The sequence below is a fragment of the Photobacterium sp. GB-50 genome (assembly GCF_003026755.1).
Classification (GTDB): domain Bacteria; phylum Pseudomonadota; class Gammaproteobacteria; order Enterobacterales; family Vibrionaceae; genus Photobacterium.
This window is the reverse complement of record NZ_PYNX01000024.1, coordinates 1-13,699: the sequence shown is the minus strand read 5'-3', so window position 1 is coordinate 13,699 and position 13,699 is coordinate 1. Positions and strand designations below refer to the sequence as shown.

Here is a 13,699-nt window from a genome sequence, read left to right as displayed (position 1 = left end):
TCTGAGTGCTAGGAATAGCCTCAAAAAAGCCGCAATGTTGATCTTTTACAGTGAAGTGACACTATAAAATGAGGCATTGCGGCTTTTTATAATTTAGCTATTAACCTATAGGTTGAGCAAGTGAAGCAGGAAAACCGCGCTGAATGGCAATTTTTTCCGCATTCGCCACTATTTCTTGTTTATCTAACTGCAAGGTTGTTGAAAAAAGCTGCTCTCTTGTAGTTACATCATCATGATACGAATTGATGATTCCTTTTGTGATGAGTTCATTCACAATAGCATCGGCTGCTGATAGTGCTGATGAAGCTTTTACTATTTCAGAACGCGCATAGTTGTCACCAGAGAACGATATATCTGCAGCACGAAGCGTTGCATCAGTCCCTGGGATTTGCTGAGCGCCAAATAATGGTTTTCCGCCTACAACAGCACTTTTAAATGTATCAACATATTGTGCGACATGTTTTATCGCTTTTTCTGTACGCTCAATCACTTCTTCTTCAGACCATTGACGGTTTAATTTTTCTTTAAAAGCGTCATTAAGTTTTGGTTGAGCAGAGGAATGATCAGAGGTTACTAACCCATTTTCAAATAGAGTAATGTCTTTTGTCATTCCATGTAATTGGAAGTAGCCATTAGGGTAAGGTGTGAGTTGAGCCATGCCTTTTGGCGTACCACGCTCACCATGAATAATCACTTCTGGCCAATGCCCCTCACATTTCTCCCAGCGTGTTACATAAGCGGCTTTAAATTCTACCATTCGCTCTCGTGGAATATGAGCAAGATCATCGATTGTGCCAGAACGATAGCCACAAGCATTGATCAAGTAATCAACAGTACATTGTTGCTTATGATTATCCTGAGTTTCATAAGTGATTAACCATCGCTGAGTGACTTGGTCAAATTCAACCCCACACACTTTACTTGAAAGTAATACATGACAGTTCTCCATCTGCTTCAGTGCTAGGGATGCGGTTGCTGCAATTCGAAATACACTTAAACCATACTCTTGTACCATTACGATAGGGTATTTGAATTGATCTAATTGAAGCGATTTGGCGACAGGGATCATCCAATCATCAGGTGTGACTGGGTATGTTGGATTATCTAAGAGCTTTAACTTTTCTATATCTTGCTGCGAATAGAGAGTGAAGTAATCACTAGGCTCACCTAGCACTTTATTCTTACTATCTCGTTTCACCAATTGTTCGTAAGTGGTTTTTAGTAAATCTAAGCGAGGTATTAAATCTAATGCCGAGCCGTTATCGTCAATGGGCACAGCGATAACAGTTGGGCGAATGTTCGCGGTATGTTTGAACACTCTGAGCGTATCAATCGATTGCTCTAATAGGTTGAGACACTGTTGACTAGAAATCTCACGATATAAATTTCCGCCCGCATGAAGATGGCAAATAGGTGGGCCGTTAACGAGACTTATCCCTTCTTCGAATAGGTTTATTGAAATTCCCAATTCAGCAAGACGAAGTGCAATCGTAGCACCCGCGACCCCTCCACCAATAATACCAACAGTTGAATGGCTAATGCCTTCTGAAGAGTGGCGCTCTGAAATATTCATAATGATTAGGCTTAAATGTGAAATTCAATAGTGGTTATAAGGTTAAAAATTGTATGGCTTTAATTAAGGATGTTAAGCCAATTGTATTTTACAAGGATACAGTTACGAGAGAAATATAAAGTTAGATCAAAAGTTAGAACAATCGCACTTATTTTTTTTGCTTACAAAATAGCCGCTTTGTTTAATTAAGCATAAATATGAATGAAAAGTGGATATAAAAACCGAGTCAATAGCTGGAAAATAAAATTACACAATCATAAGTACGATAGGGTTTGTTGTTAAAATGTGATAATTATTTTATTTTATAAAAGCAGTATTTTGATGGGTAATATTCATGAATCTTTTAAATACAACCATTTAAAAAAGTTAAATGTTACAAGAAATTTTTTCATTATAGCTTTTTATTTTTATGTTTGGTAAATTAACCCCTGTTTTTTTGAGGTGATACGCAAAAATAAAAACTATGTTTGTATTTGTGAGTTTAAGCATCTAAAAAAGCACCTGTAGTGGCAACATTCATAAAATAAAGGATAAAAAACATGTCTAAAGCACGTTTTGCGATTTTACCTCTTGCACTTTTAATTTCTGGTGCAGTGAACGCAGCAACTGAAAACCCATTCTACGCTGGCGTTCGTGCTGGCGGCACTCATTACGCTGACTTCGATTCAAAGACAGCAGTTAATGGTGGCTTTACTTACGGTAATCCAAGTTCTGAGTTCCGTATTGATCGTGATGATTTCGCTGCAGGTCTATTTATGGGTTACAACGTAACACCATGGTTTGCAATTGAGGGTGGTTACACTTGGTTAGGTGAAGTGACTCTAAAAGGTGACAAGCATCATGACAAAGGTAAAGTAGAACAACAAGTTATCGACCTTGTAGGTAAGTTCACTTACCAAGCAACTGATAAAGTAGATCTATACACTAAAGTTGGTGGTGCATGGCAGTTCACTCGTGCTAAAGGCCTTCCAACTCAAACAGAAACCGATCGTGATGACAGTCTAATTGCAACTGCAGGTCTAGGTGCTGAATACCACTTCACTGATAACCTATCTGCACGTGCTGAATACCAGTACTACCACGATATGGAAACTAAGCCGACTGGTACTGATACGAAGGTAAGTTGGGATACTCACTACTACGGTATGAGCCTAGTTTACGGTTGGGGCGCTCCTGCACCAGTTGTTGTACCAGTAGTTGAAGAAGTTGTTGAAGCTGCAACTGTTCAAGTTGAGCCAATTTCTGTAACAATGCCTTTCGCATTCGACAGCGACACACTAACTACAGAAGACCAAGCACGTCTTGAGCCTATCGCTCAGCGTCTAGTTAACTTCCCTAACGCAGAACTAGTTGTTATCGGTCACACTGATAGCCGTGGCTCAGAAGCTTACAACCAGAAGCTTTCTGAAGAGCGTGCTAAGACTGTAGCGGTATATCTAATGAAGCACTTCAACATCGATGCAAGCCGTGTTAAAGGCGAAGGCCGTGGTGAGCTAGATCCAGTAGCTTCAAACGACACTGCTGAAGGTCGTGCTCAGAACCGTCGTGTAGATGTAACTACTCCTGGTTTTGAAATCCAAGCTGAAGTTGCAGAAGCTGTAGTTCAGTAATTAACTCTTTTGAGTTATAAAAAAGCGCCGCAAGGCGCTTTTTTTATGTTTGTAATAAAATTTAAAATCAATGTTAAACTATTACTTTATCGTAGTTTAATGGTATGAGAGTCGAATGACTATTTGGAAAAGAGAGTTTAGTTTAGCAAGCCTTAATAAAACCTCAGAAAATACATTAATTAAACATTTAGGTATTACCTACTCAACTTTTGACGAAGAATCACTCTCGGCAACAATGCCAGTTGATCACAGAACATACCAGCCACTGGGTATGTTACATGGTGGAGCCTCAGTCGTTTTAGCTGAAACATTAGGGTCAGTAGCCGCAAATTTGTGTGTAGATCATGATAAGTACTGCGTTGGCTTAGATATTAACGCAAATCATATTCGTGCAATAAGAGAGGGGGTTGTAACTGGCCGTGCTAGTGCTCTTCATTTAGGCGCAACCACACAAGTTTGGCAAATCGAAATAAGAGATGAAAGACAGCGATTAATTTGTACTAGCCGATTAACAATGGCCGTCATTATTAATAAAAAGAAGAAATAAAATAACCGATGATAATACATTTTGAACAAGGTCGAATTATCGCGACTCAACGAGAAGTCGTTGTGAGAATTGATGGAAATTGCAGGATTAACCTTCAAGCACAAGTTGATGAGCTAACACTTATTTCTGGCGCTAATGTTGTTAGTGCTGTTGGTTGCGGGATTAATTGGTCTATAAAGTTAGATTCGAATGAGCAATTGCAACAACTTGCTAATGAAATAGGTATTGCGATTACTATTTATTAACCTTTTTTGCTTTATATTGAATAAAGAATATTAAAATTATCTTTATGAACTAATTTATCTCTGAATAACCTAGTTGAAATTATAAATATGGAATATTATTCCCTACAGGAAACATTTACCTCTCATCGGGTATGTTAGAGTAATAATTGAACAATAATAAGAATTTCACATGTCTAAAAAATATATTGCATTACTACCGCTTGCATTAGTTGTATCAACCGCTGTATCTGCTGCTACTGTTAATCCTTTTTATGTTGGCACACGACTCGGTGGTGCTCACTATTCAAATTTTCAACAGAACTATCAAGATATAACTGGCATAAATCTTAATAAAGATGATGTCGCGGCTGGTGTATTTGCAGGTTACAACTTTACACCTTGGTTTGCGGTTGAAACGGGTTATACATGGTTAGGTGAAGCTAAGTTTGAAAATAATAAGATTAAGCAACATGCTATTGATCTTACAGCTAAAATGACATGGAACCTCAATGATCAATGGGGCGTGTTTGGTAAGTTAGGTGGCAGTTACATGCTCGCTGACTTCCATGGCTATGGCGTTAAAGACCTTGATGATCATTTACTTGGTACGGCTGGTGTCGGTGTTGAGTATAAATTGACTAACCATCTATCTACCCGTTTAGAGTACCAGCTTTACCACGATATTCAGTCTAAGCCTCGTAACACGAATCTAGCTTATAACTTTGATACACAGTTTTATGGTTTGAGCCTTGTATATAGCTGGGGAGCAGCGCCTGCCGTTGTTGCACCAGTTGTTGATACTGCACCGCCAGTTCAAGCTGCAACAGTAACAGTAGAGCCTTCAACGGTTACGATTGCTTATGGTGTTGATGGTAAGCATTTAACTGAAAAAGATAAGCAACGCCTTCAACCAATGATTCAACGTTTAACACGTTACCCGAGTGCAACAACTGAAGTGACGGGCTATACATCAAATACAGGTAGCGCAGCTTATAACCAGAAATTATCTGAAAAGCGTGCGAAAAATGTAGCTGATTTGCTTTCTCAGTATGTTGCTGACGCTAGCCAAATTACAGCGAAAGGGATGGGTGAAGCAAACCCTATTGCGACTAATGATACCGCGAAAGGTCGAGCAGAAAATCGTCGTGTAGAGATTTACTCACCAGCATTAAAGATTGCCACAGAAGATGCTGCTGAGCGTCCAGACTGCTGCGCAATGGAAAATAACCTATAAATAAAAAAGCGCCGAAAGGCGCTTTTTTTGACTCAATCTATTAGGTATTAGGTGCGCAAATAGATTTCTTTCTTAAACAAAGCGACATAATAATACCGAAAATAGCACCTTGAGTAATAATCGCTGAACCACCATAGCTAAAGAAAGGTAATGGACTTCCCATAACAGGTAATACACCGCTCACCATACCAATATTAATAAAACTATAAAGAAAGAAACTTAAAGCAAATGAGCCACTGACTAATCGTGCAAACGTTGATTCTGACTGATTCGCCAGCCATAACACTCTAAAAGTCATAAACGTATAGATAGCTAAAATAGTGAAGCTACCAATGTATCCCCATTCTTCTGCAAATGTTGAGAAGATAAAATCGGTATGACTCTCTGGAATGAAACCAAGATGACCTTGTGTTGCATCCATCCAACCTTTGCCAGAAATCCCACCAGATCCAATCGCAATTTTGGATTGAATGATCTGATAGCCAGAGCCTAATGGATCTGATTCAGGATTTAAAAATTGAAGAATACGTTTTTTCTGGTAAGTCTCCATTACGAAATACCACGCCAATGGAAGACTGACACCAATAATGGCTATCACAGATGAAATTAACTTCCATGACATCCCCGCAAAATATAGAACAAATAGAGCGTACATTACCGTGAAGATAGCACCATCTAGATCTGGCTGAATAAAAATCAATCCCGCTGGAATCGCAGTTACTATCAAACAAATCATGATCTTTTTAATACTAGGTCGACCCGCATCACTGACAAGAATCCAAGCCATCATGATTGGGACCGCTATTTTTACAAGTTCTGACGGTTGAAAACGTATTGGTCCTAATGCTAACCAGCGTTGCGAGCCATTGGTGCTATCACCAAGAACAAAGACACCAACAAGTAAAAGTACAGTAATAAAAAACAAATATGGAGCACTTCGCTCATAAGCGGCAGGTGAAATAGATGACATAAACAATAATGCGATAATCGCAATTCCTGCACGAATAAGATGACGCTCTATAATTGGCTCACTAAAGCTACTTGCACTCCATACACTCAAAGAACTGAATGTGATAAGAATTAAAATCGATATTAATAGTGGTATATCGATATAAGGACGGAATTTACTCATCGTGTACTTCACTGATTCACGCAAATTTGCGTAGACGTTAGTAATGCCTGTCACTTTAGGTGAGTTATTATTTGCCGCAAGATAAAAAGTGAAACAAAATGTGGCTTGGGCTTAAAATAAAATATTATGACTGTTTTTCTAATGATCATCGCATAAAATGCTAATTTTAGTGGCGCACAATGTATAACAATAATATTTCTTAAATAGTGACCAAGTACAGAGAAGTAAAGATAAATACCGTTATACTTTCTCTGTAAATTTAGTCGGAGAATCAGATGGATCGTTATTACTGGGGTGTTGATTTAGGTGGTACAAAAATCGAATGTATTGTGATAGATCGTAACTCAGATCAACCCATTATTCGTGAACGCATTGAGACAGAAAGTATTAAAGGTTATCAACATATACTTGGTCAAATAAAGATACTGATTGAGCGGTGCGCAAAAATAGTTGGACATTACCCTTACGCGGTTGGTTTTGGAACACCAGGTACGCTTGATCCGATTCATGGCGTTATGAAAAACTGCAATACAACGGCATTAAATGGTCAGCCTCTTGATAAAGATCTTAATGAAATGCTTGGAATCCATGCAATTATTGCTAACGATGCCAATTGTTTTGCTTTAGCAGAAACGCATTTTGGGGTCGTCAAACGTATCAAACCTGATGCGCAAATTGTATTTGGCATCATTATGGGAACGGGCGTAGGGTCTGGCATAGTGGTAGACGGTAAATGTTTATACGGCTGCCATGGTATTGCTGGTGAGTGGGGGCATAATGTTCTTGAGCATAATGGCGCGGATTGTTATTGCGGTAAGCAAGGTTGTGTGGAAACGGTTATTTCTGGGAAAGGATTAGAGCGTTATTATTACGAGCTTTCATCGCAAGCGTTATCTTTGCCTGAGATCGTCGAGCAAGCCAAACAGAATAATCATGAAGCAGTGAAAACAATAACACGTTTACGTGAGTATTTTGGTTTAGCGGTCGCACGAATTATTAACGTACTTGATCCTGAGATCATCGTGATTGGTGGCGGTGTCGGTAATATTGACGCGTTATATCAAGATATAGAAACACAAATTTTACCGCACTTGTTTAATACAGAGCTTAATACCTTGATTGTAAAACCAGAGCTAGGGGATAGTGCTGGTGTGTATGGCGCTGCAGCTTTAGTAAAGAACATCAGTTAAACAAGAGTCAGCCAAAAGTTAAAAGCGCGATACATATTAATAGTATCGCGCTTTTGTTTTAACTTGCCAGAACTTGAGGCTTACGTTGTAAACTTGCTACTAGCATGTAAATTGCCGTTGCAAGTAGAACAATGAAGAAGAAATCCATTATTCCATTTTGCTCTGCCATAAAGCTGTTAGCACCAATTGGACCTAGTGCTGAACCAATGCTGTAACTAAACAGCATAACTTGTGTTGCAGCAACAATATATGAAGAATCCAAGTTGTCACACGCCAATGTAATTGCAATTGGGTAAAGCGCAAAAGCAGACATGCCTAACAACGCCAATGCCGTGATCAGAACGACATAGTCTGATGATAGGTAAGTAATACCCATAGCAAAAACACCAAGCAAAGACATTAAAGCAAGCAATAGCGTTTTGCTCATTTTAATTGAAAGTTTGCTAACGACAGGTTGAATAACCATACCACCAAGAATGATTGCAGCCATCAACACGCCTACTTGATCTGTTGTTAGAGCATTTTGTTTTAATGCTAAAGGCATTAAACCGTAGATACTGCCCATTACAACACCTGACGTTATACAACCAATAATTGCAGGTTTACTCAAACGTGCAATTTGCTTTATTGATAACACTTGGTGTGAATCACTGCTAGGTTGACCTTGTTTTACAAACAGAGGCGGTAAAATTGCGATTAGCAATAGCACTAGAATAACGATAAAAGGAATAAACCCTTTAACACCAAACATGCCTACTGCTAATTGACCAACAGTGGTGCCACCATAGAGTGAGGTCATGTAAAAACCAAGACGTTTTGCTCGCTCTTTCGCGTTATCACCAATAAGTAGCCATGATTCAACAACAACGAAAATACCTGCAACAGCCATACCAGCAACGAGGCGTGCAAATAGCCATACTTCTTTATTTGGAAAAATTGGCAAAACCGCAACAGTTGCTGCTAGCAAAGCTAAAAAAGTAATAAAAGCCACACGGTGACCAATCTTCGCAATAATTGGCTCGATCATCATTGAGCCAATAAGAAGACCAATGTAATAGATGCTTGCTAACCAACTTGCATAACTGCTATCAATTTTAAAATTTGCTAATGATAACGGAACCAAGCTCATTAGGTAGCCTGATGCGATTGCGAATACAGTTAGTCCAGCAACAGGCACAAAAATGCCGCCGCTTTTGCGACAAGTAGTGATGTCTTGCACTACCTTGGTCTCCAAGTGAAATGTTTGAAATAACCTGTCTTTATTTAAGGTAAATACGTTTAGAAAACGAAAAACCAGAAATCAAGGAATGATCACTGGAGATAACAAGACAGAGCTGTTTAAAAAAGTGTTTTATTAGAAAACTCGGCGATTATTGACCCTAACCTAACATTAGTAAAATGAGAAAAACTAATGCGAAACAGGGCATTTCATTACATTGATTAATGCCAAAAAATAATCGTTAGAGTAGTGATTATTAAACTGAACTCAAAATCGCACTTTATCTGATTAATATATTTATTTTTAAAGAATTAGAACTGATTTTACTGTTGCGGAATAGGGAGGAGCTTAAATAATGATTAGTGTTGTAATTGTTGTTCTATGCAAAAAAAGAACAAAAAAAAGCGCATTTTTATCAAAATAATATAAAAAAAATTGGTTTCTAATGAAGAGTTTGGATTACATATACTAAAAAGCCACCTTACTATAGCGATATGGCATTAAGAGTAAGATGGCTAGTTATATTTTGAAGTCGATTAACGTTTATTTTTGAGATAGCGTTTACGTCGTTCTTCTTTCTTTTTGATCTTTTGTTCAGCTTTACGTTCAGCTTCCACTGCCACATTGATCAGCTCTTCAGTGATCATATCTGGATGCTCTAGAGTAATATTCCCCAGTGTACCGTTACGCAATTCATTGATAAGAATGACTGAGGCTTTGTGCAGATCAACACGACCACCACCTTTTAAACAACCTCGTTTGCGCCCAATCTCTTCCATTAGCTCAATTTCAGATTCAGGTAGGTCATCATCAAGGTTATAACGTGCCTTGATCATATCTGGGTATGCTTTGATCAGATATTCAATGGTAAAGAAAGCCACGTCGATATAATCCATCGCGGTATCTTTAATTGCACCCGTTGCAGCAAGGCGGAAACCACTATGTGGGTTTTCTACTTTTGGCCAAAGAATTCCCGGCGTATCAGAAAGCAGTACACCGTTATCGAGGTTAATACGTTGCTGTTGGCGTGTTACAGCAGGTTGGTTTCCTGTGATTGCGACAGTTCTGCCTGCAAGTGTATTGATAATAGTTGATTTCCCAACGTTAGGAATCCCCATAATCATGGTGCGAATTTTTTTACCTGCTTCTTCACGGTGAGGTGCAAGCTTGCGGCATAAATCCATGATCTGATTAACTTCGTTTAAGTTTTCAGTGGTGACAGCAATGGCTTTAACACCTTGTTCTTTTTCAAGGTGATCAATCCAAAGTTGAGTCATCTCAGGATCGGCCAAATCACGCTTGTTCAAAACTTTAACAACAGGCTTACCGTCATTGGTATTGCGGAACGATTTGATCAGTGGGTTTTCACTACTAAATGGGATACGAGCATCTAAAACTTCGATGATCACATCAACTTTCGGCATCGCTTCTTCAATTTCTTTGCGGGCTTTGTGCATGTGCCCTGGAAACCACTGAATGCTATTACTCATTATTTATGTACTCTTTATTTTTCTAGGTGTCCCTTGGGGTACTACCAGAGGGACTAAAATCTGTTGCAAGAAAAATAGTGGTTCTATCTTGCATTATTAAGTTATTGATAGAAATTCTATCATAGTTGGCAGTAGATCACTCTTAAATGATAAAGAGGATTGGAATCATTCTTTATATCCATGCCTACTTGAGTAAGTAAGGACAACAACAAACGTCAGCAATATCAGATAGGGTGAGGAAAGAGTAAAAAATACTAGAAATAATCTTTAGCCTTGGTGTGAGGAAGGTTGAATATACCATGTCTGGATATCAGAAAATCTATAGGCTGTTGGCTAATCACAAATGAGTTAACTTTTCTGCTAACTCGTAAATGCCCCATTATTAGTCAGAGTAAATGCTCATTCATATCGTATTAACAGAATTTTGGATGAGATATTCTAATCAAAGTTAACTAAAAATATTTAGTTTAAATTCTGGATGTTTTATTACTCTCTTCCATAAAAAACGCGAGTTTGAGGTTTTTCACCTCGCTGAGAATACACCTATAACCAGCTGGGCAATAATTGGCCTGAAGGCTTAAATTTTCTGGATAAATCGTAGATACATATTCAAGTTACAGTTTACGTATTTTGTTTTCACCGATAAAAAACGCTCCCATTAGAGGGAGCGTTTAAGGCAATGAATATAAGGGCTATACAAGATTAGCGAAGTACTCTCACCGTATGTTTACTTAAGAACTCTTTAGCAAAGTCGTTGACTTGTTTTTTCTGGGCATCAGATAAATGACTCATTGTTTCAAGGTATTGTTCTTTATAAATATCATAAAGGTCATGCTCTTTGTCTGTACCCATTGAATCAAGATATATTTTTGAGTAAGCAGCTCCAAGCACTTCGTCTTTTTCAGGGTAAGTGATTTGTGGTAATGAATGTAGGTACCGTGCAGCAAGAAATATTATAGAACCAGCATCTCCAGTATTTGCCATCTTTATCCAAATATCTAACGCTTCTTTTTTATTGCCTTCATCATAAATTATAGAAGCATAACCTTCCATCCCCCTAAAGTTACCCTGTTCAGCAGAGGCCTTGTAAAGACGTTTTACTTCTTTTTCTCGATTGCCAGGTATGAAAAACCAGCCATCTCCGCCAGCATACATACTTGCTAGGCTTGCCTGTGCCTTTGAGTTTTCATGGTCAGCAGCTTTCTTCAACCAGTCATTAGACTCATCAGGGTATAAGAAGGATAACATATTCATTGCGTTACCATCTCCTTGTTCTGCTCTAACTTTTAATTCTTTAACTAAAGGCGTACGATATTCCTCTCTATCACCATAAATATTTGTATCTGTCGACAGAACAAATTTAGCTTTTTCGCTTCCTAGTTTCGCGGCTTTAACAGCATATTCATGTTCTTGAGGGGTTTGGGCCATAATATTCGTTCTAAAGGTCCATGAATAAGCTAAAGCAGCTTTTGCATTCCCCTTATCTGCCGCGTATTTCAAATAAGGTTGCCCTTGTTTTATTTTATATTGGTCGACGAGTAAATCGCCTAATTGATAGGCATCTTCAACAGACATGGAGCTTGGCGCAGGGTATGTTGTTTGTGCCTGTGTTTGTGAGGCGCACAACAGGCATAAACATAACAGCCACCGGTAACCTATTTTTACTTTTTGCATTATTTATTAATCCTTATTACTGCCTATAAAGCTGTTATGGGGGGCTACTGATAAGTTAAGATAGGTAAGGGTACTCCTAATTATTGCCTGCTCGTGTAGTGATGTATCATTACAGATTTGACTTTAATTCATTAAGTTAAATGAATAATGAGTTTAGTGTTGTTTTAATGTAGCAAATCAAAATAGAAGAATTTTAACGAAGTTACATGCATTACCTTACAGAATGAGTACAGAAAGGATTTGATTGCGCAATGTATAGAAAATACCTGAGCCTATTAATAAGCGCATGTGTATTAACAGCATGCACTGGAGAGACAACCGCTTCAGTAACCAGTAAAACGGTACCAGCTGAGAAAATCACTCAAATAGAAGCGAAAGTAAAAAAGCTCTACCCTGATGCAGATACCAAACTTCAACATCAAATCGTCGAAGTTGCTGTTGAATCACTTGAAAGCATGGTATTTATCAAAGGTGGAACCTTCATGATGGGCGCATTTAAAGCCCCTTGTAACCCCATTTCTACGGATAGAATGGATTGGTCGCCAGATGCTAAGTGTAATACCGCTTTGTCGAATGCTGAAACTGGCGCTAATTTTATGCATAAAGTAACCTTAAGTAACTACTCATTAGCTAATCATGAAACGACCTATCACGGCTTTGATGCTTTTAAAAGGGCGCATAATCTGCCCGTTGTCAAAGCTGAAAATAGGGCGAAATATGACCTTTCTGATGAACAGTTTAAAAATAAAGCAACACCAACCAAAACCTGGCAAGAGGCAAAAGATTACTGTTTATGGCTGGGTGAATTAACGGGTTCTCCGATTGATTTACCCACAGAAGCACAATGGGAATATGCGGCAAGAAATCGTGGGAAGCATCTATACTATGCAACCAATAACGGTTACCTTCAGCGTAAAGGTGACCAGCATTTGGTTGATGGAAGGTATGTTGATTACACAAAAGATGAATGGAATATTGGTAGCTCTATAGATTTAAATCAAATTAAATTGTATCCGCCAAATCCATTAAGTTTGTATGATATGGCAGGAAATGTAAAGGAATGGATGAATGACTGGTATAGCGAAGATTATTATCAACGCTCCCCTGAACTCGACCCTCAAGGGCCATCGAGAGGATCTAAAAAAGTCATGAGAGGAGGGGGGTTAACAACATCTCGAGCAGGCCAAGCCATAGCTCAAGATGGATATATCTCACTCAATGGTTTTCGCTGCGCGGTGCAGCAACCGACACCAGTAAAGTAGTATTCAGTTAGTGCCGACAATAACATTTGGCTATTGTCGGCAGCTCCAAATTAAATTTTTAATACTCTTTTCTTTTGCTTTCTATGTTGGAAATCATAAATGGTGAATGGAGTTGAAGGGATCATACCCATATTATCTAAATAATTTACACTCGCTAACTGAGCAATCCATTGATTAAATTCTTTTTGTTGATCGCCATCTAAGATGTAGTTTATGCGCTGTAGGTTTTTCACAAGCGCATTATCTGAACTATGTTTTTTACCCTCGACATTCATGTGGGCTAACACTTCAACAAACTTTCGCCAAGAGCGAATCGTACCGCTTAATAACACATAAATTGCTGCTTCCTGCTCCTCCTCAAGATTAAGCCAATATGTATGTACTAGGGAATTGTGTAGTGGTCAACAAATACTAGCTACGGTTTTAGAGGTTAACCAATATAATCGTTCTGATTCATTCGGTGTTAATCCGCCATTATATTGATGTGGTCGTAATTGGCTGTAATAACCAATAATATATCGAGTGATTTCGTGTTTTGCTTCAG

General features: G+C 38.5%; 12 protein-coding genes and 1 pseudogene. 6 read left to right on the top strand and 7 right to left on the bottom strand.

Translation table 11 applies throughout. From position 1 onward, the window contains the following. Positions 1-100: 100 nt before the first annotated feature. Positions 101-1,573, bottom strand: coding sequence for an FAD-dependent oxidoreductase (locus C9J41_RS19490; RefSeq protein WP_107294918.1), 1,473 nt, complete (start codon positions 1,571-1,573; stop codon positions 101-103). A 539-nt stretch (positions 1,574-2,112) separates the two neighbouring features. Here C9J41_RS19490 and C9J41_RS19485 point away from each other — a divergent pair. The 4 genes from C9J41_RS19485 (at position 2,113) to C9J41_RS19470 (ending at position 5,188) form a co-directional block, all read left to right on the top strand. Further along, positions 2,113-3,183 carry an OmpA family protein gene (locus tag C9J41_RS19485; protein WP_107208432.1) on the top strand — a complete coding sequence of 357 codons (1,071 nt, stop codon included), beginning with the start codon at positions 2,113-2,115 and terminating at the stop codon, positions 3,181-3,183. Between the two features lie 115 nt (positions 3,184-3,298). Then, positions 3,299-3,730: a hotdog fold thioesterase gene (locus C9J41_RS19480; protein WP_107294917.1), complete on the top strand. Its 432-nt coding sequence runs from the start codon at positions 3,299-3,301 to the stop codon at positions 3,728-3,730. A gap of 8 nt (positions 3,731-3,738) precedes the next feature. After that, a complete protein-coding gene (locus C9J41_RS19475; RefSeq protein ID WP_107294916.1) occupies positions 3,739-3,975 on the top strand; it encodes a DUF3389 domain-containing protein in 237 nt (78 codons plus the stop codon). A gap of 169 nt (positions 3,976-4,144) precedes the next feature. Then, on the top strand, positions 4,145-5,188 hold the full coding sequence (locus C9J41_RS19470) for an outer membrane beta-barrel protein (protein ID WP_107288032.1): 1,044 nt from the start codon (positions 4,145-4,147) through the stop codon (positions 5,186-5,188). A gap of 40 nt (positions 5,189-5,228) precedes the next feature. On the opposite strand, the gene rodA is transcribed toward C9J41_RS19470, so the two are convergent. Beyond that, complete coding sequence (gene rodA / locus C9J41_RS19465; protein WP_107294915.1) at positions 5,229-6,320, bottom strand: rod shape-determining protein RodA; 1,092 nt, start codon at positions 6,318-6,320, stop codon at positions 5,229-5,231. Positions 6,321-6,595: 275 nt separating this feature from the next. Here rodA and C9J41_RS19460 point away from each other — a divergent pair, with 275 nt between their 5' ends. Beyond that, on the top strand, positions 6,596-7,510 hold the full coding sequence (locus C9J41_RS19460; protein ID WP_107247949.1) for an ROK family protein: 915 nt from the start codon (positions 6,596-6,598) through the stop codon (positions 7,508-7,510). A gap of 58 nt (positions 7,511-7,568) precedes the next feature. Here the strand turns inward: C9J41_RS19460 and C9J41_RS19455 are convergent, their stop codons facing one another. From C9J41_RS19455 to C9J41_RS19445, 3 genes are all read right to left on the bottom strand, one after another. Continuing rightward, the gene (locus C9J41_RS19455; RefSeq protein WP_107208438.1) at positions 7,569-8,729 is read right to left on the bottom strand and encodes an MFS transporter; all 1,161 of its coding nucleotides are present in this window, start codon (positions 8,727-8,729) and stop codon (positions 7,569-7,571) included. A gap of 536 nt (positions 8,730-9,265) precedes the next feature. Further along, a complete protein-coding gene (gene ylqF / locus C9J41_RS19450; protein ID WP_199187159.1) occupies positions 9,266-10,219 on the bottom strand; it encodes a ribosome biogenesis GTPase YlqF in 954 nt (317 codons plus the stop codon). Between the two features lie 702 nt (positions 10,220-10,921). Beyond that, positions 10,922-11,893: a tetratricopeptide repeat protein gene (locus C9J41_RS19445; protein WP_107292819.1), complete on the bottom strand. Its 972-nt coding sequence runs from the start codon at positions 11,891-11,893 to the stop codon at positions 10,922-10,924. Positions 11,894-12,144: 251 nt separating this feature from the next. On the opposite strand from C9J41_RS19445, the gene C9J41_RS19440 reads away from it, so the two are divergent. After that, positions 12,145-13,155, top strand: a complete 1,011-nt coding sequence (locus tag C9J41_RS19440) for an SUMF1/EgtB/PvdO family nonheme iron enzyme (RefSeq protein ID WP_107294914.1) — start codon at positions 12,145-12,147, stop codon at positions 13,153-13,155. Positions 13,156-13,205: 50 nt separating this feature from the next. On the opposite strand, the gene C9J41_RS19435 is transcribed toward C9J41_RS19440, so the two are convergent. Continuing rightward, on the bottom strand, positions 13,206-13,487 hold the full coding sequence (locus C9J41_RS19435) for a hypothetical protein (RefSeq protein WP_107292821.1): 282 nt from the start codon (positions 13,485-13,487) through the stop codon (positions 13,206-13,208). A 69-nt stretch (positions 13,488-13,556) separates the two neighbouring features. Beyond that, positions 13,557-13,699 (bottom strand): annotated as a pseudogene (locus C9J41_RS19430) (IS3 family transposase); the annotation flags it as partial.